Genomic DNA, 23,801 nt, shown 5'->3' with positions numbered 1-23,801 from the left:
GGCGCCATGGGGGACACTGGTCGGCGAAGCGCTTTTCGAGCAGTGTCCCCGACAGGAGCCGACCGACCATGCCCCGCATCGCCCTCTACACCCTCGTCGTCTGCGTCCTCGCCGTGGCCGCCGCCGTCGTCTCCTTCGTCCAGGGCAGCTGGCTGGGGATCGTCTGGGTGCTGCTGGCGGGCCTGTCCTCCAACATGACCTGGTACTACGTCAAGCGGGGCCGGGCCGCCGGGCAGGACCGCTCGGTCACGAGCTGAACGAGCAGATCTCCGGGGTGTCCTGCCAGAAGCGGTAGTCCGCCTCGCCGCAGAAGCGGGAGAAGTCGTCGACGTTCAGCGCCCGCATGATCGAGTCGATCACGTCGAAGAACGCGTTGTTGACCGACGGCAGCCACAGCAGCGCGAACACGAACAGCAGGCCGAACGGCGCGAACGGCTCCACCTGCCGCTTCACGTTGTACGACAGCCAGGGCTCGATCACGCCGTAGCCGTCCAGGCCCGGCACCGGCAGGAAGTTCAGCAGGGCCGCCGTCACCTGGAGCAGCGCCAGGAACGCCAGCGCGAACCGGAAGTCCGCGGGCACGCCGTCCAGCGCGTCCAGCCAGAACGGGGCCGTGCACACCGCGGCGAACAGCACGTTCGTCAGCGGGCCCGCCGCCGAGATCAGGCTGTGCCGCCAGCGGCCCCGGATCCGGCTCCGCTCGATGAACACCGCACCGCCGGGCAGACCGATCCCGCCCATGATCACGAACAGCACGGGGAGCACGATGCTCAGCAGCGCGTGCGTGTACTTCAGCGGGTTCAGCGTGAGGTAGCCCTTCGCGCCGACCGTGATGTCCCCGCCGTGCAGGGCGGTGCGCGCGTGCGCGTACTCGTGCAGGCACAGGGAGACGATCCAGGCCGCGGTCACGAACAGGAACACCGCGATGCCCGGCCGTGCGGCGAACCCGGTCCAGGTGGCCCAGCCGGTCACCGCCGTCACGGCCAGGATGCCGACGAACACGGGACTGATCTGCCGGTCCCCGTGGCGGGTGGTGGCGGTGGTCATGGGCGAGCTCCTGTACGGGCCGGTGACGGTCGGGAACTGCGACCGTACCGGCCGCGGCCACGCGGGGAAAACGTCTCGCGGTGGCCGTCCGGTTCCTGGAAGGTGAAGCGATGGAACGGACGAGGGTGTTCTACGCGCACTGGCAGATGGAATGCTGCGGCACGCCGTTCGCCGTCGGGGACGAGGTCTCCTGGCGGCTGGTCCCCACCGGCCACGAGGACGACCACTACGGCGCCGCCGCCCGGGTGGAGAACCACGGCGGCCCCGACCCGACCACCGGCCGGGTCCTCGGCATCGACCTGGTGCACCAGGAGTTCCTGGCCCACCACGACCCGCGCGCCGTCGCGCCGCCCGCCGCGGAACCCGGCGAGGTGATCCTCGTCGCGGCCGGACGCGGCCTGGAGCCGGTGCCCGGCGCCCCCGCACCGGAGCCCGTCGACGCCTGCCCCCGCTGGTTCGACGCCTTCGAGCAGGAGGAACAGCCGCCACGGCGGGTCCCGTACCGGGTCCGCCGTGCCGTCGGCGTGCTGGTGACCCTGGAGACCGCCCCGGACGTCCCGGACGGCACGCCGACCGAACCCGGTGACCGCCGCCGACCACTCCGGAGACAATGAACCCCGTGCGCTTCTCGCTGCTCGGCCCCACCCAGGCGATCCGCCCCGACGGCACGGCCGTCCCCGTCGGCGGGGCGCGGCTGCGTGCCCTGCTGAGCGTGCTCGCGCTCCGGGCCGGCCGGACCGTGCCCGCGGGCGTCCTCGTGGACGAGGTGTGGGGCGCCGACCCGCCCGCCGACGCCACCGGCGCCCTCCAGGCGCTCGTCGGCCGGCTGCGGCGGACCCTGGGCGCCGACGCCGTCGCCTCCGCCGACGGCGGCTACCGGCTCGCCGCCGCACCCGACGACGTCGACCTCGCCCGCTTCGACCGGCTGACCGGCGACGGCCTGCGCGCCCTCGCCGACGGCGACCCCGCCAAGGCCGCCGCCGTCCTCGACGACGCCCTGGCCCTGTGGCGCGGACCCGCCCTCGCCGACCTGCCCGACCGCACCGCCGAGGCGGCCCGCTGGGAGACCCGCCGGCTCGACGCGCTGCGCGCCCGGCACACCGCCGCCCTCGCCCTCGGCGAGGCCGAGCGGGCGCTGCCCGAGCTGACCGCACTGTGCGACAGCCATCCGCTGGACGAACCGCTGCAGGCGCTGCGGCTGCGCGCTCTGCGCGACACCGGCCGCCCCGCCCAGGCGCTCGCCGCCTACGAGGACGTACGCGGTCTGCTCGCGGACCGGCTCGGCTCCGACCCCGGCCCCGAACTGCGCGCCCTGCACACCGAGCTGCTGCGCGAGGAACCGGCCGGGCAGCCGCCCGCGGCCCGCTCCGGCAACCTGCCCGCCCGGCTGACCTCCTTCGTCGGCCGGGAAGCCGACATCCGGGCCATCGGCGCCGACCTCGGCGCGGCCCGCCTGGTCACCCTGCTGGGACCCGGCGGCGCCGGGAAGACCCGGCTGTCCCAGGAGGCCGCCGAGGCGGTACGGCACACCGTCCGGGACGGGGTCTGGCTCGCCGAGCTGGCCCCCGTCGACGACCCCGACGCCGTACCGCAGGCCGTGCTCACCGCGATCGGTGCCCGCGAGACCGTGCTGCACGGCACCGGCGTGGACGGCATGCGCGCGGTCGCCGACCGGCACGACAACCCCCTCGAACGGCTCGTGGAGCACTGCGCCCGGCGCCGCATGCTGATCGTCCTGGACAACTGCGAGCACGTCGTGGACGCCGCCGCCCACCTCACCGCGCGGCTGCTGGCCCACTGCCCGGAGCTGACGATCCTCGCCACCAGCCGCGAACCCCTCGGCGTGCCGGGCGAGTTGCTGCGGCCCGTGGAGCCGCTGCCCGAACCGGTCGCGCTGCGGCTGCTCGCCGACCGGGGCGCGGCGGCCCGGCCCGGCTTCCGGGTCGAGGACGACCCCGAGGCGTGCGCCGAGATCTGCCGCCGCCTGGACGGACTGCCCCTCGCCATCGAGCTGGCGGCGGCCCGGCTGCGCATGCTGACGCCCCGCCAGATAGCGGACCGGCTGGACGACCGCTTCCGGCTGCTCACCTCCGGCAGCCGCACCCTGCTGCCCCGCCAGCAGACCCTCAGGGCCGTCGTGGACTGGTCCTGGGACCTGCTGGACGCCGGCGAACGGGACGTCCTCGCCCGGCTGTCGGTCTTCGCCGGCGGCTGCGCCCTGGCCGCCGCCGAGGCCGTGTGCGGGCCGGCCGCCCTGGAGGCGCTCGGCTCCCTGGTCGACAAGTCCCTGGTGGTGGCCGCCCCCGCGGCCGACGGAGGCATGCGCTACCGGCTGCTGGAGACCGTCGCCGAGTACGCCGCCGAACGCCTCGCCGAGACCGGCCGCCGCGGCGAGGCCGAGCGCGCCCACCTGACCTACTACCGCGAACTGGCCCGCGCTACGGACCCGTTGCTGCGCGGCCCCGGGCAGCTCGCCGCCATCGACCGGTTCCAGCTGGAGTACGAGAACCTGCGCACCGCCTTCCGGCACGCCGTCGCCGAACGCGACGAGCAGGAGGCGCTCTGCCTGATCCTCTCCCTGCTGTGGTTCTGGCAGATACGCGACCAGCGCATCGAGACCCGCACCTGGTGCCGGGAGGCCATGGCGCTCGGCCCCGACCCGTTCGCCGAACCGGTCCGCCCCGCCGAACCGGTGTGGCAGCGCTGCACCGACACCCCGCCGCCGTACACCGGCGAGGTCCTCGCCGAGGCCCGGCGCGGGGTCCACCTGGCCCACCTGGCCTGCATGGACACCGAGATCGACGTCTGGCAGACCCCCGAGGCGCAGGCGAAGCTCCGCGCGGTCGCCCGGGCCTACGAGCCCGGCCTGCCGCAGATCTGCCGGCCCCCGGGCATCCTGTGGTTCTTCGCCGAACTGCTGACCGGCGGCGCCGACCGGCTGCGCACCATCGCGAACGCCTGCGTGCAGACCTGCCGGGACACCCCCGGTTACGAGTGGGAGCTGGCCGGCGCCCTCCAGCTGCGCGCCAACCTCCTCGCCAACCGCGCCGACTGGGCCGGCGACGCCACCCGCGACGCCGACGAGGCCCTGGAGATCTACCGCCGCCTCGGCGACGCCTGGGGCAGCACCGAGGCGCTGTCCGCCCGCGGCGAGGCCCGGGAACGCAAGGGCGACCACCGGCAGGCCGCCGCCGACTACCGGGCCGCCATCGAACACGCCGAGCGCCTCGGCGCCCGCGCCCAGGTGGCCGTGCTCCGCGCCCGGCTCGGCGGCACCCTGCTGGAGACCGGCGAGAGCGAACGCGGCGAACGGATGCTCCGGGACGTCATCGCCAGCAAGGACAGCACCCTCAACGAGGCCATGCCCGCCGCCCGGCTCTTCCTGGCCGGCTGGCTCGGCCTGACCGGCCGCACCGCGGAGGCCCGCGACCACCTGCGGCTGCTGCGCGAGGAGGTCCGCATCGCGCGGTTCGTCGTCTTCGACGCCGTGATCCTCTGCCAGGAGGCCTGGCTGAACGCCGTGGACGAACGCACCGAGGAGGCCCTCGGGCAGGCCCGCGGGGCGCTGCGCCTCGCCACCGACCCGCTGACCCGGGCCATCACCCCGCACCTGCACTCCGTCATCCTCACCGTCGTCGCGATGGCCCTGGCCCGCGCCGACGGGCGCGCCGCCGACGCCGCCCGCTGCCTGGGCGCCGCCCGAGCGCTGCTGCCGGCCGGCCATGTCCTGTCCGGTATGGAGCGGCGGACCCGCGACATGACCGAGGCGCGGATCCGGGAGGGGCTCGACGCACGGTCGTACGAGGCCGCGTACGCCGAGGGCGGCGGCCTCTCCCTCGCGGAGGCCACCGCCCTGTTCTGACCGTCCCGGACGTCAGCTCTTGGTGCGGAACTTGTGGATCGCCACCGGGGCCATGACCGCGGTCAGGCCGACCGACCAGATCAGCGTCACCCACAGGTCGTGCGCGACCGGGCCGCCCTGCATCAGACCGCGCGCCGTGTCGGCCAGCGCGGAGAGCGGGTTGTAGTCGGTGAACGACTGGAGCCAGCCCGGCATCGACGCGGTCGGCGCGAAGATCGACGAGCCGAACTGCAGCGGCATCAGCACCAGGAAGCCCATCGCCTGCACCGACTGCGCGCTCTTCATCACCACGCCGAGGGTCAGGAACACCCACATCAGTGCCGAGCCGAACACCGCCGAGAGACCCACGGAGGCCAGCAGACCGCTCCAGCTGTTGATGTCGTAGCCCACGAGGAGGGCCACCACCATCAGCACCACGGTCGCGAACAGCATCCGCATCAGTTCCACCGCGATCTTCGCGAACAGGACGGAGCCCCGCCCGATCGGCAGGGACCGGAAGCGGTCCATGACACCGGAGTTGAAGTCCTGGTTGAAACCGGTGCCCACACCCTGGGCCATGTTCATGCCCATCATGGCCATGAGCCCGGGCACCACGTACTGCACGTACTGGTCCTGCCCGCCGCCCAGCGACTGCCCGATGGAGCCGCCGAAGACGTACACGAACAGCAGGGTGAAGACCACCGGGAACAGGATCGCGTCGAACATCGACTCCGGGTCCTGCCGGATCCACAGCAGGTTGCGGCGGATCAGCGCGCCGGTGTGCCGCAGGTGGGCCCGCAGCGGGATCGGGGTGTCGGACCGCGCGGCGGCGGGGGAGAGGGTGGCGGAACTCATACGGCGACCTCCTGGCGGTCGTCGGCGGGCACGGTGTCCTGCGGGGCACTGGCGCGGTGGCCGGTGAGGGACAGGAACACCTCGTCCAGGCTGGGCAGTTCGGTGGTGATGGAGGAGATCGTGATGCCGCGCGCGGTGACCGCGCCGACCACGGCGGTCAGCTGCTCGTCGCTCAGGATCGGCACCAGCAGGGTGCCGGTCTCGCTGTCCACGGTGGTGGCCGCGAGCCCGGTGATGCCCAGGTCGTCCAGCATCGTGGCGAGCGGGCGCAGCTCCAGCGGGTCGACCGGGCGCACCCGCAGGGTGCGACCACCGACGCGGGCCTTCAGCTCCTCGATCCCGCCGTTCGCGATGACCTTGCCCCGGTCCACCACGGTCAGCTCGGAGGCGAGCTGCTCGGCCTCCTCCATGTACTGGGTGGTGAGCAGCACGGTGACGCCGTCGCCGACCATCGCCTTGACCTCGTCCCACACCTCGTTGCGGGTGCGGGGGTCGAGGCCGGTGGTGGGCTCGTCCAGGTACAGCACGGCCGGGCGGCCGATCATGGAGGCGGCCAGGTCCAGTCGCCGCCGCATGCCGCCGGAGTACGTGCTCGCGGGCCGCCGGGCCGCCTCCGTCAGCGAGAACCGCTCCAGCAGCTCGTCGGCGCGGGCGCGGGCGTCCTTGCGGGACAGGTCCAGCAGGCGGCCGATCAGGTACAGGTTCTCCCAGCCCGGGAGCTTCTCGTCCACCGAGGCGTACTGGCCGGTGAGGCCGATCACCCGGCGCAGCTGGCGGGGCTGGCGTACGACGTCGTAGCCGGCCACGGTGGCCTGCCCGGCGTCGGGGGTGATCAGGGTGGACAGGATCCGTACGAGGGTGGTCTTGCCGGCGCCGTTCGGCCCGAGCACACCCATCACGGTGCCCTCGCGCACGTCCAGGTCGACGCCGTCCAGTGCCCTGGTCTCGCCGTAGTGCTTGACCAGTCCCCGTACGGTCACGGCGGAGCGGCCGCCGGCGGGGTTGTCGTCGATGCGTGTCATGCCGACGACGGTGCCAGCCCCCACCGACAAACCACCGACACCCGACCGACACCGGCCGACGGACCACCGACACCGGCACCACCTACGCACCCCAACGAGCACCGCCACCATCAATTGAGGAACGCCGACGGCGGGCAGCTGCGTCCGCGAGGGCGGTGCCGGTTCGGGCGGACACGGCAGCAGCCCGCCGACGGGGGATGATCGGCGGGCTGCCCGGTGGTGCCGCGATGGTTCAGTGGACGGAGTGCTCCTCCAGCGGGAACGCCCCGCCGACGACGTCCTCCGCGAACGCCTTGGCCGCGTTGCCCATGACCTCACGCAGGTCGGCGTACTTCTTGACGAACTTCGGCACCCGCCCGGACGTCAGCCCCAGCATGTCGGTCCACACCAGCACCTGCGCGTCCGTCTCCGGCCCCGCCCCGATCCCGACGGTCGGAATGTGCAGCACCCGCGTCACCTCGGCCGCCAGCTCCGCCGGAACCAGCTCCAGCACCACCGCGAACGCCCCCGCGTCCTGCACGGCCTTGGCGTCGCGCAGCAACTGCTGCGCGGCCTCCTCGCCGCGCCCCTGCACGCGGTAGCCCATCGCGTTGACGGACTGCGGGGTCAGGCCGATGTGGGCCATGACCGGGATGCCGGACTCCACCAGGAGCCGGATCTGCTCGTGGGAGCGCTCGCCGCCCTCCAGCTTGACCGCGCCGACCCCGGCCTCCTTCACCAGCCGGGTCGCCGAGCGCAGCGCCTGCACCGGACCCTCCTGGTAGGAGCCGAAGGGCAGGTCGCCGACGATCAGGGCGCGCTGCGTGCCGCGGACGACGGCGGCCGACAGCATGGTCATCTCGTCGAGGGTGACGGGCACGGTGGTCTCGTACCCGAGGTGACAGTTGCCCGCCGAGTCGCCGACCAGGATCACCGGGATCCCGGCCTCGTCGAAGACGGACGCGGTCATCGCGTCGTAGGCGGTGAGCATGGGCCACTTCTCGCCCCGCTCCTTGGCGAGGGCGATGTCGCGGACGGTGATGCGGCGGGTGCCCTTCCCCCCGTACAGCGCCTTGCTGCCGTCGGAAGGCTTGGTCTGGGCAGCCGAAAGCTGCGTCATGGCAACGGCTCCTTCAGTCATCTCGAGGCGCCCTGACGGCGTCCCCGGATCGACTCCATGGTGGCACCTCGTGCCAGTCGGGGCCAGAGGTGTCCCCCTGTGAGTCGAGCCGCGTAAGACCTTGGTAAAGAAATAAGATACGAGACCGTTCCGTATCGGAATGATCGTAGTCTCGGACACATGACAAGTCCCGTCCCTGCCCCCCGAATACCGGAAGCGGTGCACCGGCGTCGCTGGGCGATCCTCGGCGTGCTGATGCTGAGCCTGCTCATCGTGGTGCTCGACAACTCGATCCTGAACGTCGCCATCAAGACCATCGCCACCCCCGCGCCGACCGGCCTCGGCGCCACCCAGAGCGAGATCGAGTGGGCGATCAACGCCTACACCCTGGTCTTCGCGGGTCTGCTGTTCACCGCCGGCCTCGTCGGCGACCGGCTCGGCCGCAAGAAGGTGCTCCTCGGCGGCATCGCCGTGTTCGGCATCGGCTCAGCGCTCGCCGCCGAGTCCGGCTCGCCGACCCAGCTGATCGCCTACCGCGCGCTGATGGCCCTGGGTGCCGCCTTCGTCATGCCGGCCACCCTCGCCGTCCTCATGAACGTCTTCGAGCGCGAGGAGCAGCCCAAGGCCATCGGCATCTGGGCCGGCGGCGTCGGCCTCGCCATCGCCATCGGCCCGATCACCGGCGGCGCGCTCCTGGACCACTTCTGGTGGGGCTCGGTCTTCTTCGTCAACGTGCCCATCGTGATCATCGCGCTGGTCCTGATGGCCTGGCTGGTGCCCGACTCCCGCGACCCGCGCCCCGGCCGCCTCGACCCGGTCGGCGTGGTCCTGTCCGTCGTCGGCCTGGTGCTGCTGGTCTACGGCATCATCAAGGGCGGCGAGCTGGCCGACTTCACCGACACCAAGGTGCTGGCCACCATCCTCGCCGGGCTCGCCGTGCTGACCGGCTTCGTCGTCTTCGAGAAGCGCAGCGACCACCCGTCGCTGGACGTCACCTACTTCCGCAACAAGGTCTTCTCGGCCGCCATGAGCGCCATCGCGCTGGTCTTCTTCGCGCTGATGGGCGTCACGTTCTTCAGCGTCTTCTACACGCAGAGCGTGCGCGGCTACTCGCCGCTGCAGTCCGGTCTGCTGATGCTGCCGCTGGCCGCCGCCCAGATGATCTTCGCGCCCCGTGCCCGGCTGGTCGTCGAGCGGTTCGGCAACAGGGCCACCACCACCGCCGGCCTGGTGCTGATCGCGGCGACCCTGGCCGTCTTCGCCACCTTCGAGGCGGACACCCCGATCTGGCTGCTGGAGGTCGTCTTCTTCCTCATGGGCACCGGCATGGCCCACATCATGACGCCGACCTCCGTCGTCATCATGCAGGCCCTGCCCCGTGAGAAGGCCGGCTCCGCCTCCGCGCTCAGCAACACCTTCCGCCAGGTCGGCGGCGCCCTCGGCATCGCCGTGCTCGGCTCGGTGCTCGCCGCCACGTACCGCGACGGCATCGAGGACAAGCTCGGCCTGCTGCCGCCCGGCCTGCGCGACACCGCCGCCGAGTCCGTCGAGGCCACCCTCGGCATCGCCGAGAAGCTCGGCCCGCGGGGCGAGGCCCTGGTCGCGCCGGCGAACGACGCCTTCCTGCACGCCATGCACGTGACCGCCCTGTGCGGTACGGGCGTCGCGCTGATCGGTGCCGTGGTGACCGCACTGTTCCTGCCGGGCAGGCCGCCGGCCGGTCAGCGCGACGACGCCGAACCGGAGTTGGTCGCGGCCGCGGAATGACCGGACCCGCCCTGGCGGTCGGGTCCACGGGGGAAGGAGGGTGCTGCGGGACAATCCCCGCAGTGCAGTGAGAGGACGGAACGACGTGACCCTTGCCGACAGCCGGCCGCGGCCGGACGGACCCGCCCGGGGCCGGCCGCGCAGCGAAGCCGTGGAACGGGCCATCCTGGAAGGGGTGATGAAGCTCCTGGAGGAGGGCGTGCCCCTCGCCGAGCTGTCCATCGAGCGGGTCGCGCGCACGGCCGGGGTCGGCAAGGCCACCATCTACCGCCGCTGGAGCGGCAAGGAGGAGCTGTTCGTCGACGTCGTACGCGCCGCCGAACCCCCCGACCCCGAACTCCCCGGCACCTGCCTGCGCGACGACCTCGTGGTGCTGCTGGAGTCCCTGCGCCAGCGCGGCCTGATGAGCCGCTCCTCGGCGATCCTGCACAACGTGTACGCGCAGATGAAGTCCGCCCCGAGGGTCTGGGCGGCGTACCACGCGAGCGTCATAGCGCCCCGGCGCGCCCTCGCCCTGGAAGTGCTGCGCCGGGCGCGGGAGAACGGCGAGATCCGGGCGGACGTCGACCTGGAGCTGGCCAACGACATGTTCGTCGGCCCCATGCTCGTCCGCTCCGTCATGCGCCCCGACGCCGACCTGCCCGAGGGCCTGGCGGAGCAGATCGTCGACGCGGTCCTGGAGGGCCTACGCCCCGTCAGGTCGACAGCCTCGTAGCACTCGTGTGCGCGTTTTGTCACAGACCGCGCCGTCTGCGGCAGAACCGGAACTCGCGGCACCGGCTCGCTCGTCCTCGTCTTCCGTACGGCCGTCATGGGACGGCGGGAACGAACCGATCATCCCCTAGGGTCGTCAACAGCACGGGGGCGAACGGTGTGCACGGCAGGCAGTGAGGCAGACGGTATGGCGCAGCAGGCGTACATGACGGAGACGGCGGGCGACGGTTCGGGGCCCGAGCGGCCGGGATCCCGGTTTCGGCGCCTCACGCACCGCCTGTTCTCCGGCTGGCGGAACGATCCGCGGATCTGGCGGCGGGGCCTCGTCCTCGCCGCACTGGCCCTGCTGCTCGCCCTGGTGATGCTGGTGCACGCCCACATCCCCAACGCGGTGGGCAATCTCGGCTCGCTCACCGAGACGTTTCTGCCCTGGCTGGGCCTGGCGGTCCCGGTGCTCCTGGTGCTCGCCCTGATCCGCAGGTCGGCGACCGCGCTGATCGCGCTCGTCCTCCCGGCGACCGTCTGGCTGAACCTCTTCGGCGGGCTGCTCGGCGACAAGGCGGGCGGCGGCGGCGACCTCATGGTGGCCACCCACAACGTCAACGCCGACAACCCCGACCCGGCCGCGACCGCCACCGACGTGGCCGCGTCCGGCGCCGACATCCTGGCCCTGGAGGAGCTGCCCGCCTCCGCCGTGCCCGTCTACGACAAGGCGCTGGCGCCGACGTACAAGTACCACGCGGTGGTCGGCACGGTCGGTCTGTGGAGCAAGTACCCGATGACCGGGGTGGAGGCCGTCGACATCAAGCTGGGCTGGAAGCGGGCGATGCGGGCCACCGTCGCCACGCCCCGCGGCCCGGTCGCGGTCTACGTCGCCCACCTGCCCTCGGTGCGGGTGAAGATGGAGGCCGGGTTCACCGCCCGGCAGCGGGACAAGAGCGCCGACGCGCTCGGCGAGGCGATCGCCGACGAACCCCTGAAGCGGGTCGTGCTGCTCGGCGACCTCAACGGCACGATGAACGACCGCTCGCTCAACGCCGTCACCTCCCAGCTGCGTTCGACCCAGGGCGCGGCGGGCAGCGGCTTCGGGTTCAGCTGGCCGGCGTCGTTCCCGATGGCACGCATCGACCAGATCATGGTCCGGGGCGCCGAGCCGCAGAGCAGCTGGACGCTGCCGCGCACGAACAGCGACCACCTGCCCGTCGCGGCCCGTGTGAAGCTCGACACAGAGTCCTGAACCGCTGGAATCCAGGCCCCGACGAGTTTGTTCCGTACGGGAACATACTGCGAGACTCGAACCGTACGGCACTCCGCTCTGAAAGGTCCTTCATGCCCCTGGCCCTGCTCGCCCTCGCCGTGGGCGCCTTCGGCATCGGCACGACCGAGTTCGTGATGATGGGTCTGCTGCCCGATGTGGCGGACGACCTGCACATCTCGATCCCCACCGCCGGGCACCTGGTCTCGGCGTACGCGCTGGGCGTCGTCATCGGCGCCCCGCTGCTGGCCGCCCTGACCGCGCGCATGTCCCGCCGGACCGTGCTCATCTCCCTGATGGCGCTGTTCGTGGCGGGCAACACCCTGTCCGCGTTCGCCCCCGGCAACGGCTCCCTGCTGGCCGCCCGCTTCCTGAGCGGCCTGCCGCACGGCGCCTTCTTCGGCGTCGGCGCGGTCGTCGCCACCGGGATGGTCCCGCCGGAGCGCAAGGCGCGCTCGGTGTCCCTGATGTTCCTCGGCCTGACCGTCGCCAACGTCGCCGGCGTCCCCGCCGCCACCCTCATGGGCCAGCACCTCGGCTGGCGGGCGACGTTCCTCGCGGTCGGCGCGATCGGCCTGGCCGCCATAGCCTCCCTCGCCCTCCTCGTCCCGCACGACCGGGAGCACGCGGCCGCGTCGGCGGGCCTGCGCGGCGAACTGGCCGCCCTGCGGTCCCTGCCCGTCTGGCTGGCCCTTGGTACGACGGTGGCGGGCTTCGGCGCGCTCTTCGCGGCCTACAGCTACATCACCCCGATGCTGACCGACACCGCCGGTTACGCCGAGACCGACGTGACCCTGCTGCTGGCCCTCTTCGGTGTCGGCGCCACGGCCGGCAACCTGCTGGGCGGCCGGCTGGCGGACCACTCGCTGCGCGGCACCCTGTTCGGCGGTCTGGCCTCGCTGGGCGTCGTCCTGCTGCTGTTCCCCCTGCTGATGCGGGCGGAGTGGAGCGCGGCCCTCGCGGTGACCCTGCTGGGCACGGCGGCGTTCATCACGGGTTCCCCGCTTCAGCTGATGGTGATGGAGAAGGCCGCCGCGGCCCCCTCCCTCGCCTCCTCCGCCAACCAGGCGGCCTTCAACCTGGCCAACGCCGGCGGCGCCTGGATCGGCGGCGTCGCCCTGGCAGCCGGCTTCGGTACGACCTCCCCGGCCCTCGCGGGCGCGGTCCTGGCGGTGCTGGGCCTGGGCGTGGCGAGCGTGGCGTACGCGGTGGACCGCCGCCGCGAGACCCCGTCGCCGGCCCGCGTGGTGACCGTGCACGTCCCCCGGAAAACGGAGCCGCAGCACCACTGAGGCGCTGCGGGAGCGGTGGGCGGATCACGCTCGGCCGTGGCGGCCACTCCGCTCGCTGACCTGCGTCTTCGGGGGGCTCGGCTGGAAGGGACCTGCCCGTCGCCGGGTGGGGTGGACGGGGGACGGCCGGGCTTCGCGGTTACTTCGGGTCCTTCTTGAACTTCGAGGTCGACCACGCGTGGCCGAGTGCCGTCAGGCCCAGGCACCAGGCCACCGCCAGCCAGCCGTTGGAGCCGATCCCGGTGCCGAGGAGGAGGCCTCGCAGGGTCTCGATGGCCGGGGTGAACGGCTGGTACTCGGCGATCGGCCGGAACCAGCCGGGCAGGGCGTGCAGCGGCACGAAGGCGCTGGACAGGAGCGGCAGCAGGATCAGCGGCATCGCGTTGTTGCTCGCCGCCTCGGCGTTCGGGCTGACCAGGCCCATGCCGACCGCGATCCAGGTGAGCGCCGTGGCGAAGAGCACGAGCAGCCCGAACGCCGCGAGCCACTCCAGTGCGGTGGCACCGGTGGAGCGGAAGCCGATCGCCACCGCGACGGCACCGACGAGGACCACGCTGACGACCGACTGCAGCACGCTGCCGATGACATGCCCGACGATCACCGAGCCGCGGTGGATCGCCATCGTGCGGAAGCGGGCGATGATGCCCTCGGCCATGTCGGTCGAGACGGAGACCGCGGTGCCGATCGTGGTGCTGCCGATGGTCATCAGCAGCAGGCCCGGGACGATGTAGGCGACGTACCTGGCGCGGTCCGGAGCGCCGCCGCCGATGCCCGCGCTCATGGTGTCGCCGAAGATGTAGACGAAGAGCAGCAGCAGCATGATCGGGGTCAGCAGCAGGTTCAGCGTGAGCGACGGGTAGCGCCGGGCGTGCAGGAGGTTGCGGCGCAGCATCGTGGAGCAGTCGCGTACGGCCAGGGAGATCCGGGCCGGGCGGGCGGTTGCCGGGGAAGTGGTCATCGGGCGGTCTCCTTGCGCTGGTGCGGCTGGTGGGGAACCTTCGCGCCGCCGGTCAGCGCGAAGAAGACGTCGTCGAGGTCGGGGGTGTGCACGGTGAGCCCGTCCGCCGTGATGCCGGCGGCGTCCAGCCGGTCGAGGAGGGAACGCAGTTCGCGCTGGCTGCCCTCGCTCGGGATCTGCAGTGCGAGGGATTCGTCGTCCCGGGAGGCCTCGCGCAGCGCGTCGGCGGCGCTCCGGTACGCGGCCGGGTCGGTGAAGCGGAGCCGGACGTGGCCGCCGGGGACGATCCGCTTCAGCTCCTCGGCGGTGCCCTCCGCGGCGATCGTGCCGTCGTGCAGCACGGCGATGCGGTCGGCGAGCTGGTCGGCCTCCTCCAGGTACTGCGTGGTGAGGAACACGGTGACGCCGTCGGAGACCAGTTCGCGGACGATCTGCCACATGGTGTGACGGCTGCGCGGGTCGAGGCCGGTGGTCGGCTCGTCCAGGAAGATGATCCGCGGGTCTCCGACCAGGGTCATGGCGATGTCGAGGCGGCGCTTCATGCCGCCGGAGTAGGTGGAGGCGGGCTTCTTGGCGGCCTCGGCGAGGTCGAAGCGCTCCAGCAGCTCGGCGGTCACCCGCCGTCCCTCGCGCCGGGAGAGGTGGTGCAGGTCCGCCATGAGCAGCATGTTCTCCTCGCCGGTGATCAGGCCGTCGACGGCGGAGAACTGTCCGGTGACGCCGATCGCGGCGCGCACGGCCTGCGGGTCGGCGGCGAGGTCGTGGCCGCCGACGCGGATCCCGCCGGAGGCGGGATCGGGGGAGACGAGCGTGGAGAGGATCTTGACGGCGGTGGTCTTGCCGGCGCCGTTCGGGCCGAGCAGGGAGAAGACCGTGCCGTGCGGTACGGCCAGGTCGACGCCGTCGAGGACGGTCTTGTCGCCGTAGGACTTGCGCAGCCCGGTCGCCGCGATGGCCAGGTCGGTCATGGGGGTGCTCCTGTTCAGAGGCTGCGGGCGGTGATGTCGCCGTGGGAGGTGGTGGCGCGGATGTCGAGCTCGGCGGTGCCGTCGTTCCTGAGGGCGTTGCCGATGCGGCCGTGGCCGGTGCCGGCGTCCAGGGCGGCGGAGACCCCGCGGGCCGCGGCGATCGAGATGTCGCCGGACTCGGTGCGCAGGACGACCGTGCCGCGCCCGGCCTCGGCGATGCGGATGTCGCCCCGTGCGGTGCTGATCTCCGCCGGGCCGCCCAGCCGGCCGACCTCGACGTCGCCGTCGACCGCGGTGAGGCGGACGCTCGCGGCTTCGTCGATCTTGATGTGGCGGTAGGCACCGTCGAAGGTGACGTCGCCGAGGCGGCCGACACCGCGCAGCTCGCAGGCGGACGCCGTGGCCTCGACGCGGGAGCCGGCGGGCAGCTGGACGGTCACCTCGACGGATCCGGAGGTGCCCAGGAGCCGGTTCTTCGCCGCCGGGGCCGCGATCCGCAGGACGCCGTCGCGGTAGGCGACCTCGATCTCCTCCGCAGCCTTCACGTCGCGGCTCTTCGAGGCATCCGCGGGCAGGACCTCGACCGTGGTGTCGGCCCGGTCGGCGGCGATGAACTGGATGCGTCCCGCAGGGATGTCCAGGACGGCGGTGACCGGGGCGGGAGTGTCGAACTTCTGCATCGTGCGCTCCTTCGGCTTGTTGTTTCCGATGAGGGAAACGCTACGTTGCATTCGAAGTACCGGCAACGATTCCGTTGCGCTGTATTACCAAAGATGCAGGTCAAAGCAGAGAAATCGTTGCAACGGTCCTGACAGTAATGCAACAATCCGACCCTGCTTCGTTGCAATGGATTGTGCGTGAACGCTAAGCTGGAGGCACCGCAGGACGATGAAGGAGGCCCTGATGCCGGGAGGCAGGCTCACCCAGCAGGAACGTCAGCAGATCGCGCTGGGACTGGCCGACGGCCTCGCCTACGCGGAGATCGCCAGACGGCTCGACCGTCCGACCTCGACCATCACGCGTGAGGTCATGCGCAACGGCGGCCCCACCGCCTACCGCGCCGACCTCGCCCACCGCGCCACCGAACGCCGTGCCCACCGGCGCAGGCAGGCCGCGCCCCGCGGCGCGGAGGCGCCTGCGCCGGGCTACGGCCGCGATCCCGAGGCCGTGCGCGCGTACGAGGAGACGCTCACCACCGTCTTCATGCAGTCGGGCACGCCCCAGATGATGGCGCGGGTGATGGCCTGCCTCACCATCAGCGACGCGGGCAGCCTCACCGCGTCCGAACTCGTCCAGCGCCTCCAGGTCAGCCCGGCGTCCGTCTCCAAGGCCATCGCCTTCCTGGAGAGCCAGGACCTCGTCCGCCGGGAACGCGGCGAAGGCCGCCGCGAGCGCTACGCCGTCGACGACGAGGTCATGTACCAGGCGATGATGGCCAGTGCCCGGTCGACCGCCCAGGTCGCCGAGACCGCACGGCAGGGCGTCGGCGTCCTCGGCCCCGGCACCCCGGCCGGTGCCCGCCTGGAGAACACCGCCCGCTTCCTCGACTTCGTCGCCGAGAGCCTCGCCCGCGCGGCGGAGCAGGCGCGCGAGATCCTCCACACGAAACCCGCCACACCCTCGGACGGCCCCGCCGCGTCCCGGTGACGCGAAAGGGGGCGTGAGGTCACCAGGACCCCACGCCCCCTCGGGCGATCCGGAGGATCAGCGCCGGCGGAACGACTGGACGTATCCGTTCGCCGGGGAACCGACGCCCGTGACGTCGTCGTAGCCCTTCACCGCGGACAGCGAGCTGTCCTTGCCGAGGCTGCGGACCGAGGTCGCGAGGCCGCCGGAGGCGTCGAGGCCGTTGACGAAGTCGATACGGGCCACCGCCAGGCCGGAGCCCGTCGGGTTGTCCGTGACGTCGTGGTAGACGCCCTTCTTGCCGTACTTGGCGTAGATCGCCGGGTTGGCGAAGCCGAGGGCCTTGCCGCCGCGGGCCTCCTGCGCCAGCGCCTGGACGGCCGCGATGACCGGGGCGGCCAGCGAGGTGCCGCCGATGCGGTACTCGCTGTACTGCTCGGTGCCGTCCGGGAACGTCTGGGTCTGGCCGACGAGGAAGCCGGTGTTCGGGTCGGCGATGGCCGCGATGTCCGGGACGACGCGGTTGCCGTCGGCGCTGTTGGCCTTGGCGAGCGAGTCCGGGACGACGCCCTTCTGGTAGTACGGCTCGGCGACGGTCCTGCTGGTGCCGCCGCCCGCGCCGGAGCTGAACGTGCCGGGGAAGTTCGTCCAGCTCTTGCCGTCGGCCGACAGCGAGGCCTTCTCGGTGCCCCAGCCGGTCTCCCACTGGTACGTGTCGCCCTTGCCGACGGCCAGCGAGGTGCCGCCCACCGCGGTCACCCACGCCGAGTTGGCCGGGGTGTCGACCTGCTTCGTCCCGGTGTTGGCGACCTCGTCGCCGTTGTCGCCGGAGGAGAAGTAGAAGCCGATGCCCTGGACCGCGCCCAGCTGGAAGACCTGGTCGTAGGCGGCCGCGAGGTCCGGCGTCTGGTTGGCCTCGATGTCGCCCCAGGAGTTGGAGACGATGTCGGCCAGGTGGTTGTCGACGATCTTGCCGAGCGAGTCCAGCAGGTCGTCGTCGTAGCAGGAGGCCGCGCCGACGTAGGTGACGTCGGCGTTCGGGGCTACCGCGTGGACCGCCTCGACGTCGAGGGTCTCCTCGCCGTACCAGCCGGCCGCGCCGCACTCCTTGGTCCTGGTGTAGCTCTTCGGCAGCACCTGGTGCAGCTGGCCGGTCTTCCAGGCCGCGTCACCGTTCTTCAGCGCGTACCTGCCCGCGTCGTAGGCGATCGTCGGGGAGGCGTACGCGTCGGTGATGGCGATCCGGACGTTCTTGCCGGTGTACGTGCCCGCGCCGTACGCGGCGCGCAGCTGCTTGCCGGTGTAGCCCTTGATCGCGTACGGGACCTTCTGGCCGTACGCGTCCGGGAGCGTGGTCGCGATGTTCGAGCCGAAGTACGAGGAGAACGGCCCGGAGTTCCTGAACACCGCGTCCGGCGGCGGCAGCTGGTCGTCGTGGCTCGCCTTGTGCGGGGCGTTGTCCAGGCCGGTGACGGTCAGGACGGCGCCCTTCAGGGCGGCCGGGACGGAGACCGTGCGCGCCGGGGCGCGGTAGGTCTTCGAGCCCTTGGCGAAGTTGTGCAGCTGGGTGCCGAACGCCTTCTCGGCGGCGGCCACGTCACCGGAGACGGCGACGTAGTGCGGGGTGACCGCGGTGACGGTCAGACCGGCCGACTTCAGCCAGGACGTGACGGCGGCCACCTGGGCCTTGGTGGCCCCGAAGCGGGCCTGCGCCTTCTTGCCGCTCAGGTACTTGCCGTACAGCGGCGAGCCGGGGTCGGACACCGCCTTGGCGTAGGCGGCCAGGCCGGCCCGGTCCCGCCCCGCGAGATAGACGCGGGCCTTCACCCGGGCGCTGTCCGAAGTGGCGCCCTTGTCCGCCTTGGCCGTGGCCCACAGCGGCTTGGTGCCCTTCAGGACGTCGCGAGCGGGGCTGTCCGCGGCGTGCGCCGCGGGTATGCCCAGCGCCAGCGCGCCGGCGATCATCGGCAGTGTCGCTGCCATGCTCACGCCTGCGCGCACGGTGGCGCGGTTGGATCTCATAGAACCCCCTGCGATGCGGTTCGCATGCATGTCGTGGTCGGTACGTCGCGCTTCCGCGCCCCGGCCCGCGGCGGTGTCGGCCGGCGAGTGGATCACACGATGGGGGCCACTCTTTCGATGAACCGTTCATGCCAGGGGAAGGTGAAAGTCAAGAGAAGCTCAAGTAACCGCCATCGAGGGCGGTTTGCACCATTGATCCTTACGGCGGTGTTACGAACGGGCTTGCGCGCCCCGCTCCTTGAGCATCCCGGCCATCAGCTCGATCTCCGACCGCTGCGCGTCGACCATGCCCTGCGCGAGCCGCTTCTCCACGCCGACGGTGCACTTGGCGACACAGCCCTCGGCCATGTGCACACCGCCCTTGTGATGGTCCGTCATCAGCTGGAGGTACAGGATCTCGGCCTGCCTGCCGCTGAGCGTCCGGAGCTTCTTCAGCTCGGTGTTCGTGGCCATGCCCGGCATCAGCGCGCCGTCCTTGCCGGAGGCCATGTCCCCCATGCCCATCCAGGTCATCGGCGGATCGGCCGACACCTTCGGCAGCTCCCACAGGTCCAGCCAGCCCAGCAGCATCCCGCGCTGGTTGGCCTGCGTCTGCGCGATGTCGTACGCGAGCCGCCGTACCTCCTCGTTCTTCGTGCGGTCCCGCACGATGTACGACATCTCGACGGCCTGCTGGTGGTGGACGGCCATGTCCCGGGCGAACCCGGCGTCGGCGGACTGTGCGCCCGGTGTCGTCGTATCCGATCCGCCGGTGTCCTCGGCCACGGAGTACGTGATCGCGCCGGCCGCGACGAGCACCGCCGCCGCGGTCCCCGCGACCCAGCCGATGTGCTGTCGCCTCACTTCATGACCCCGCCGGTGCAGGAGGCGCCCGGCTCGGGCGTCTGCTGCCCCTGCACATAGGTGGCGAAGAACTTGTCCACTTCCGGGTCCTTGGCGCTCTTCACCGCGACCTGGTGGCCCCACGCCGACAGGATCAGCGGAGCGTCCTGGTTCTCGTACGGGCTCATCAGCGAGTACGGGGTCTTCTTCACCTTGGCCGCGAGCGCGTCGACGTCGGCCTTGGCCGCCTTGCCGGTGTACGTCACCCAGACCGCGCCGTGCTCCAGCGCGTGCACGGCGTTCTCGTCCGCCACCGGCTCGATGTAGACGTCACCGTTGCAGTTCAGCCAGACCGGGTTGTGGTTGCCGCCGACCGGCGGGTGCATCGGGTACGACACCTTCGTCGTCACGTGTGTCCGCGCCAGCTTGCCCGACCAGGTCCTCACCCCGTCCTTGCCGGTGGTGAAGTGCCCGGAGTCCCCGGAGCCCTTGGCGTCGCCGCTCGGCTTCGCCGTGTCCTTGCCGGAGTCGCGCTGCGAGTTCACCAGGACCACACCGCCGACGACGAGGCCGACGACGACCACCGCGCTGGCGGCGATCGTGAGCACCCGGTTACGGCGCTCGCGGGCACGCTCCGCGCGCCGCATCTCCTCTATGCGCGCCTTGCGCGCCGCGGTGCTGCTGTTCTTGCCGGAACCCATGAGGCTTGTCCTTCTTCAGAAGGGGACGTGGACGGTGGGGCCCGCTGATCGTAGTGCGCGGGGGCGGCACTTCCGTAGGGGAGGGTTCGGGACCGGATAATTTGAAGCGCCGATGCGCATTACCTACGCTCGCGGTATGCGGCTGCTGCGCTCCACCGACCTGGCCCTGCGCGTCCTGATGCGACTGGCCGTCGCCGACGCCACCCCCACGACCCGCCAGGTCGCCGCCGACATGGACGTTCCCTACACGCATGCCGCGAAGGTCGTCGCCGAACTCCAGCACCTGGGCCTGGTCGACGCCCGGCGCGGGCGGGGCGGGGGACTGGCGCTCACGGAGCGGGGCCGTACCGCGTCGGTGGGCGCGGTCGTGCGGACCTTCGAGGGCGAGGGCGACGTGGTGGACTGCGAGGGGACGCAGGGGACGCCGGCTTGCCCCCTGCGCGCCGGCTGCCGCCTGCGGGGCGCGCTGCGGGGGGCTCAGGAAGCGTTCTTCGCCGCGTTGGACTCCGTCACGATCGCCGACCTCGTGGCCGAGCCGACGGGGCCCTTGCTGCTCGGGATCTCCCGGGGGCCGGGGCCGCTCTGAGCGCATGGCGAAGTGCCACGACGGGCCGCCTGGCGTGTGTGGCGCCGTCGTGGCACTTCGCGCCCACGCGGCGGTGGCCGCATGGAGGACGCGGCCCCGAGCCCCTCACGGGGCGCCGGTGCTCAGCCCTGGGCCAGCCACAGGTCCGGGCCGAACACCTCGTAGTGGATGTCGGCCGGGGCGACGCCCTTCTCGATCAGCTGGGTGCGGACCGCGCGCATGAAGGGGAGCGGGCCGCACAGGTACGCGTGCGTGCCGGGGCGGACGGGGACGTCCGCCAGGTCGACCAGGCCGGTCCGGGTGCCCGGCTCGGCGCCCTTCTCGTAGAAGAGGTGGACGGAGGCGTCGGGCAGCTTGCCTGCGTAGGCCGTGTGGTCGGCGCGCAGGGCGTGCTCGGCGGGGGAGCGGTCGCCGTGCACGACGGTGACCGGGCCGCGGTGGCCGCCGGCCGCGAGGTCGGCCAGCATCGCGACCATCGGGGTCACGCCGATGCCGGCCGAGGCGAGCAGCAGGGGCGTGTCCGGTTCGTCGGAGAGGACGAGGTCGCCGTACGGCTCGGACAGCTCCAGGACGTCGCCGGGGCGCACGCGCGCGTGGAGGTGGTTCGAGACCTCGCCGTCGGGCGTGGCCGCGCCGTGTACGCGCTTGACGCTGATCTGGCGCACCGCCTCGCCGGGCGCCCCGGACAGGCTGTACTGCCGGATCTGCCGGGCCCCGTCGGGCAGGGTGACGCCGACGGAGACGTACTGCCCGGCGCGGAAGCCGGCCACCGGGCCGCCGTCGGCCGGGCGCAGCCGGAAGGTGACGACGTCCGGGGTCTCCTCGACCCGCTCGACGACCTCCCACGCGCGCAGGCCGGGGCCGCCGCTCTCCTCGTACAGCCGCTTCTCGCTCGTGATCAGCGCGTTCGCCATCAGCCAGTACACCTCGTCCCAGGCGGCGGCCACCTCGGGCGTGACGGCCTCACCGAGCACCTCGGCGATGGCGGCGAAGAGGTGCTCGTGGACGACGTCGTACTGCTCGGGGGCCACGCCGAGGGAGGCGTGCTTGTGGGCGATGCGGGCGAGCATCGCGTCCGGCCGCTGGTCCGGGTGGTCCAGCAGATGCGTGGCGAAGGCGGCGATCGAGCCGGCGAGGGCCTGCCTCTGGGTGCCGGCCGCCTGGTTGCCGCGGTTGAAGAGGTTGCGCAGCAGGTCGGGGTGGGCGGCGAAGAGGCGCGTGTAGAAGCGCTCGGTGATCTCGCCGATCGCCGCGCCGACGGCGGGCAGGGTGGCACGGACGGTGGCTGCGGACTGCTCGGTCAGCATCGGGACTCCTCGGAGAACTCGGCTGACCGGCACGCTATGAAAACTTGCATCTTGGATGCAAATTTAACGAGCGTGGTGTCGGTCACGGAGGAAGCGGGATCGGCCATTACGGATGTCGGTGCGAGCAGGCAAGATGGGCGGCAGAGAAGGACACCTGCCGTACGACAGGCGTTCAGGCCGAAGACGCTCGGGCGATCAAGGTCCGCAACGCGCGTGAAATGGTGTTGTGGTGGGATGCTCAGGTGCCCGACCGCCTCCCGTGGTACGGGGGACAGGCGGCCTGACCAGCAAGGATGGGGAAGCGGAAGATGGACAAGCAGCAGGAGTTCGTGCTCCGGACCTTGGAGGAGCGCGACATCCGGTTCGTACGCCTGTGGTTCACGGACGTGCTGGGCTTCCTCAAGTCTGTCGCCGTGGCCCCCGCGGAACTCGAGCAGGCCTTCGACGAGGGCATCGGTTTCGACGGCTCCGCGATCGAGGGCTTCGCCCGGGTCTACGAGTCAGACATGATCGCCAAGCCGGACCCGTCCACGTTCCAGGTCCTGCCCTGGCGCGCGGAGACCCCCGGCACGGCCCGCATGTTCTGCGACATCCTCATGCCGGACGGCTCCCCGTCCTTCGCCGACCCGCGCTACGTCCTCAAGCGTGCCCTCGCCCGCACCTCCGACCTGGGCTTCACCTTCTACACCCACCCGGAGATCGAGTTCTTCCTGCTGAAGGACCGCCCGCTGGACGGCTCCCGCCCGACCCCCGCGGACAACTCGGGCTACTTCGACCACACGCCCACCAACGTCGGCATGGACTTCCGGCGCCAGGCGATCACCATGCTGGAGTCGATGGGCATCTCGGTGGAGTTCTCCCACCACGAGGGCGCGCCGGGCCAGCAGGAGATCGACCTGCGCTACGCCGACGCCCTCTCCACGGCCGACAACATCATGACGTTCCGGCTGGTCATGAAGCAGGTGGCGCTGGAGCAGGGCGTCCAGGCGACGTTCATGCCGAAGCCCTTCTCGGAGCACCCCGGCTCCGGCATGCACACGCACCTGTCCCTCTTCGAGGGCGACCGCAACGCCTTCTACGAGTCCGGCGCGGAGTACCAGCTCTCCAAGGTCGGCCGTTCCTTCATCGCGGGCCTGCTGCGGCACGCGGCGGAGATCTCCGCGGTCACCAACCAGTGGGTGAACTCCTACAAGCGCATCTGGGGCGGCTCCGAGCGCACGGCCGGCGCGGGCGGCGAGGCACCCTCGTACATCTGCTGGGGCCACAACAACCGCAGCGCCCTGGTCCGCGTCCCGATGTACAAGCCCGGCAAGACCGGCTCGGCCCGCGTCGAGGTCCGCTCCCTGGACTCGGGCGCGAACCCGTACCTGGCGTACGCCGTCCTGCTGGCCGCCGGCCTCAAGGGCATCGAGGAGGGCTACGAGCTCCCGCCGGGCGCCGAGGACGACGTCTGGGCCCTGTCCAACGCCGAACGCCGCGCCATGGGCATCGAGCCCCTGCCGCAGAACCTCGGCGAGGCCCTGACCCTCATGGAGGGCAGCGACCTCGTCGCCGAAACCCTCGGCGAACACGTCTTCGACTTCTTCCTGCGCAACAAGAAGAGCGAGTGGGAGGAGTACCGCTCCGAGGTGACCGCCTTCGAGCTGCGCAAGAACCTTCCGGTGCTGTAGGGGCAGGTCAGGGCGGCTTTAGCGGAAACGATCCCTTGGGGCTGGCGGTCGCTGACCGCCGGCTCCAGGGCGTCTCGCGACCTCTGGGCCGTCTGAGCACATCTCCGGAGCCCCTGCGCCATCCTTGGAGCTGGCTCTTGCGGTGCTCCAGTGCGCTGCTTACCGGCGAGCTGTTGCAACCCTGACCGCGGAGCCACGAATCCTCCACCGCCCTGAGGCCGGACCCACTCACAGCTACCTTCCGTCGAA

Annotated in this window: 21 protein-coding genes; 10 read left to right on the top strand and 11 right to left on the bottom strand. The window is 71.9% G+C overall.

All coding sequences use genetic code 11. From position 1 onward, the window contains the following. Positions 1-68: 68 nt before the first annotated feature. Entirely contained in the window at positions 69-257 is a 189-nt protein-coding gene (locus S1361_RS12445; RefSeq protein WP_208031920.1) for a hypothetical protein, read from the top strand. Here the strand turns inward: S1361_RS12445 and S1361_RS12440 are convergent. Continuing rightward, positions 247-1,047, bottom strand: a complete 801-nt coding sequence (locus tag S1361_RS12440; RefSeq protein ID WP_208031919.1) for a site-2 protease family protein — start codon at positions 1,045-1,047, stop codon at positions 247-249. The two genes, S1361_RS12445 and S1361_RS12440, sit on opposite strands and share 11 nt — an antisense overlap. A 110-nt stretch (positions 1,048-1,157) precedes the next feature. Between S1361_RS12440 and S1361_RS12435 the strand changes: the two genes are divergently transcribed. Together S1361_RS12435 and S1361_RS12430 are read left to right on the top strand one after the other, a co-directional pair. Beyond that, positions 1,158-1,661 (top strand): DUF6578 domain-containing protein, encoded by a 504-nt coding sequence (locus S1361_RS12435; RefSeq protein ID WP_243769153.1) that lies wholly within the window; start codon positions 1,158-1,160, stop codon positions 1,659-1,661. Beyond that, positions 1,658-4,909, top strand: a complete 3,252-nt coding sequence (locus S1361_RS12430) for an AfsR/SARP family transcriptional regulator (RefSeq protein ID WP_208031917.1) — start codon at positions 1,658-1,660, stop codon at positions 4,907-4,909. The genes S1361_RS12435 and S1361_RS12430 overlap by 4 nt, the downstream gene beginning before the upstream one ends. 12 nt (positions 4,910-4,921) lie before the next feature. Here S1361_RS12430 and S1361_RS12425 read toward each other — a convergent pair whose 3' ends face one another. The 3 genes from S1361_RS12425 to panB form a co-directional block, all read right to left on the bottom strand. Continuing rightward, the gene (locus S1361_RS12425; RefSeq protein ID WP_208031916.1) at positions 4,922-5,743 is read right to left on the bottom strand and encodes an ABC transporter permease; all 822 of its coding nucleotides are present in this window, start codon (positions 5,741-5,743) and stop codon (positions 4,922-4,924) included. Next, positions 5,740-6,765, bottom strand: a complete 1,026-nt coding sequence (locus S1361_RS12420; protein WP_208031915.1) for an ATP-binding cassette domain-containing protein — start codon at positions 6,763-6,765, stop codon at positions 5,740-5,742. Before S1361_RS12420 ends, S1361_RS12425 begins: the two co-directional genes overlap by 4 nt. 232 nt (positions 6,766-6,997) lie before the next feature. After that, complete coding sequence (gene panB / locus S1361_RS12415) at positions 6,998-7,864, bottom strand: 3-methyl-2-oxobutanoate hydroxymethyltransferase (RefSeq protein WP_208031914.1); 867 nt, start codon at positions 7,862-7,864, stop codon at positions 6,998-7,000. A gap of 180 nt (positions 7,865-8,044) precedes the next feature. On the opposite strand from panB, the gene S1361_RS12410 reads away from it, so the two are divergent. The 4 genes from S1361_RS12410 (at position 8,045) to S1361_RS12395 (ending at position 12,892) form a co-directional block, all read left to right on the top strand. Continuing rightward, positions 8,045-9,631: an MFS transporter gene (locus S1361_RS12410; RefSeq protein WP_208031913.1), complete on the top strand. Its 1,587-nt coding sequence runs from the start codon at positions 8,045-8,047 to the stop codon at positions 9,629-9,631. 85 nt (positions 9,632-9,716) lie between these two features. Further along, a complete protein-coding gene (locus S1361_RS12405) occupies positions 9,717-10,346 on the top strand; it encodes a TetR/AcrR family transcriptional regulator (RefSeq protein ID WP_208031912.1) in 630 nt (209 codons plus the stop codon). 186 nt (positions 10,347-10,532) lie between these two features. Then, the gene (locus S1361_RS12400; protein ID WP_208031911.1) at positions 10,533-11,582 is read left to right on the top strand and encodes an endonuclease/exonuclease/phosphatase family protein; all 1,050 of its coding nucleotides are present in this window, start codon (positions 10,533-10,535) and stop codon (positions 11,580-11,582) included. Between the two features lie 92 nt (positions 11,583-11,674). Beyond that, the gene (locus S1361_RS12395; RefSeq protein ID WP_208031910.1) at positions 11,675-12,892 is read left to right on the top strand and encodes an MFS transporter; all 1,218 of its coding nucleotides are present in this window, start codon (positions 11,675-11,677) and stop codon (positions 12,890-12,892) included. Positions 12,893-13,031: 139 nt separating this feature from the next. Here S1361_RS12395 and S1361_RS12390 read toward each other — a convergent pair whose 3' ends face one another. Genes S1361_RS12390 through S1361_RS12380 form a run of 3 tightly spaced genes read right to left on the bottom strand, consistent with a single transcriptional unit; the run spans position 13,032 to position 15,498 of the window. Then, a complete protein-coding gene (locus tag S1361_RS12390; RefSeq protein ID WP_208031909.1) occupies positions 13,032-13,850 on the bottom strand; it encodes an ABC transporter permease in 819 nt (272 codons plus the stop codon). Next, the gene (locus S1361_RS12385; RefSeq protein ID WP_208031908.1) at positions 13,847-14,818 is read right to left on the bottom strand and encodes an ATP-binding cassette domain-containing protein; all 972 of its coding nucleotides are present in this window, start codon (positions 14,816-14,818) and stop codon (positions 13,847-13,849) included. Before S1361_RS12385 ends, S1361_RS12390 begins: the two co-directional genes overlap by 4 nt. Before the next feature lie 14 nt (positions 14,819-14,832). Further along, on the bottom strand, positions 14,833-15,498 hold the full coding sequence (locus S1361_RS12380) for a DUF4097 family beta strand repeat-containing protein (protein WP_208031907.1): 666 nt from the start codon (positions 15,496-15,498) through the stop codon (positions 14,833-14,835). Between the two features lie 223 nt (positions 15,499-15,721). Here S1361_RS12380 and S1361_RS12375 point away from each other — a divergent pair, with 223 nt between their 5' ends. Beyond that, positions 15,722-16,465 (top strand): helix-turn-helix domain-containing protein, encoded by a 744-nt coding sequence (locus S1361_RS12375; RefSeq protein WP_208031906.1) that lies wholly within the window; start codon positions 15,722-15,724, stop codon positions 16,463-16,465. 57 nt (positions 16,466-16,522) lie between these two features. Here S1361_RS12375 and S1361_RS12370 read toward each other — a convergent pair whose 3' ends face one another. The 3 genes from S1361_RS12370 to S1361_RS12360 form a co-directional block, all read right to left on the bottom strand. After that, positions 16,523-18,466, bottom strand: a complete 1,944-nt coding sequence (locus S1361_RS12370; protein WP_208031905.1) for a S53 family peptidase — start codon at positions 18,464-18,466, stop codon at positions 16,523-16,525. 210 nt (positions 18,467-18,676) lie between these two features. After that, positions 18,677-19,309 carry a DUF305 domain-containing protein gene (locus tag S1361_RS12365; protein ID WP_208031904.1) on the bottom strand — a complete coding sequence of 211 codons (633 nt, stop codon included), beginning with the start codon at positions 19,307-19,309 and terminating at the stop codon, positions 18,677-18,679. Next, positions 19,306-19,989, bottom strand: coding sequence for a DUF3105 domain-containing protein (locus S1361_RS12360; RefSeq protein WP_208031903.1), 684 nt, complete (start codon positions 19,987-19,989; stop codon positions 19,306-19,308). The genes S1361_RS12365 and S1361_RS12360 overlap by 4 nt, the downstream gene beginning before the upstream one ends. A 136-nt stretch (positions 19,990-20,125) precedes the next feature. Here S1361_RS12360 and S1361_RS12355 point away from each other — a divergent pair, with 136 nt between their 5' ends. Further along, complete coding sequence (locus S1361_RS12355) at positions 20,126-20,575, top strand: RrF2 family transcriptional regulator (RefSeq protein ID WP_208031902.1); 450 nt, start codon at positions 20,126-20,128, stop codon at positions 20,573-20,575. A gap of 122 nt (positions 20,576-20,697) precedes the next feature. On the opposite strand, the gene S1361_RS12350 is transcribed toward S1361_RS12355, so the two are convergent. Then, positions 20,698-21,882 (bottom strand): globin domain-containing protein, encoded by a 1,185-nt coding sequence (locus S1361_RS12350; protein ID WP_208031901.1) that lies wholly within the window; start codon positions 21,880-21,882, stop codon positions 20,698-20,700. 308 nt (positions 21,883-22,190) lie between these two features. Between S1361_RS12350 and glnA the strand changes: the two genes are divergently transcribed. Continuing rightward, a complete protein-coding gene (glnA, locus tag S1361_RS12345; protein ID WP_208031900.1) occupies positions 22,191-23,552 on the top strand; it encodes a type I glutamate--ammonia ligase in 1,362 nt (453 codons plus the stop codon). Positions 23,553-23,801: the final 249 nt, after the last annotated feature.

The organism is Streptomyces cyanogenus, assembly GCF_017526105.1.
GTDB lineage: Bacteria > Actinomycetota > Actinomycetes > Streptomycetales > Streptomycetaceae > Streptomyces > Streptomyces cyanogenus.
This window is presented reverse-complemented; position numbering and strand designations above follow the sequence as displayed.

Coding starts and splice junctions, on each gene's coding strand:
- S1361_RS12370 (WP_208031905.1), bottom strand. CDS start 18,466: ATGAGATCCAACCGCGCCACCGTGCGCGCAGGCGTGAGCATGGCAGCG.
- S1361_RS12350 (WP_208031901.1), bottom strand. CDS start 21,882: ATGCTGACCGAGCAGTCCGCAGCCACCGTCCGTGCCACCCTGCCCGCC.
- panB (WP_208031914.1), bottom strand. CDS start 7,864: ATGACGCAGCTTTCGGCTGCCCAGACCAAGCCTTCCGACGGCAGCAAG.
- S1361_RS12445 (WP_208031920.1), top strand. CDS start 69: ATGCCCCGCATCGCCCTCTACACCCTCGTCGTCTGCGTCCTCGCCGTG.
- S1361_RS12355 (WP_208031902.1), top strand. CDS start 20,126: ATGCGGCTGCTGCGCTCCACCGACCTGGCCCTGCGCGTCCTGATGCGA.
- S1361_RS12360 (WP_208031903.1), bottom strand. CDS start 19,989: ATGGGTTCCGGCAAGAACAGCAGCACCGCGGCGCGCAAGGCGCGCATA.
- S1361_RS12440 (WP_208031919.1), bottom strand. CDS start 1,047: ATGACCACCGCCACCACCCGCCACGGGGACCGGCAGATCAGTCCCGTG.
- S1361_RS12400 (WP_208031911.1), top strand. CDS start 10,533: ATGGCGCAGCAGGCGTACATGACGGAGACGGCGGGCGACGGTTCGGGG.
- S1361_RS12420 (WP_208031915.1), bottom strand. CDS start 6,765: ATGACACGCATCGACGACAACCCCGCCGGCGGCCGCTCCGCCGTGACC.
- S1361_RS12375 (WP_208031906.1), top strand. CDS start 15,722: ATGCCGGGAGGCAGGCTCACCCAGCAGGAACGTCAGCAGATCGCGCTG.
- S1361_RS12425 (WP_208031916.1), bottom strand. CDS start 5,743: ATGAGTTCCGCCACCCTCTCCCCCGCCGCCGCGCGGTCCGACACCCCG.
- S1361_RS12410 (WP_208031913.1), top strand. CDS start 8,045: ATGACAAGTCCCGTCCCTGCCCCCCGAATACCGGAAGCGGTGCACCGG.
- S1361_RS12385 (WP_208031908.1), bottom strand. CDS start 14,818: ATGACCGACCTGGCCATCGCGGCGACCGGGCTGCGCAAGTCCTACGGC.
- S1361_RS12395 (WP_208031910.1), top strand. CDS start 11,675: ATGCCCCTGGCCCTGCTCGCCCTCGCCGTGGGCGCCTTCGGCATCGGC.
- S1361_RS12390 (WP_208031909.1), bottom strand. CDS start 13,850: ATGACCACTTCCCCGGCAACCGCCCGCCCGGCCCGGATCTCCCTGGCC.
- S1361_RS12435 (WP_243769153.1), top strand. CDS start 1,158: ATGGAACGGACGAGGGTGTTCTACGCGCACTGGCAGATGGAATGCTGC.
- S1361_RS12430 (WP_208031917.1), top strand. CDS start 1,658: ATGAACCCCGTGCGCTTCTCGCTGCTCGGCCCCACCCAGGCGATCCGC.
- glnA (WP_208031900.1), top strand. CDS start 22,191: ATGGACAAGCAGCAGGAGTTCGTGCTCCGGACCTTGGAGGAGCGCGAC.
- S1361_RS12380 (WP_208031907.1), bottom strand. CDS start 15,498: ATGCAGAAGTTCGACACTCCCGCCCCGGTCACCGCCGTCCTGGACATC.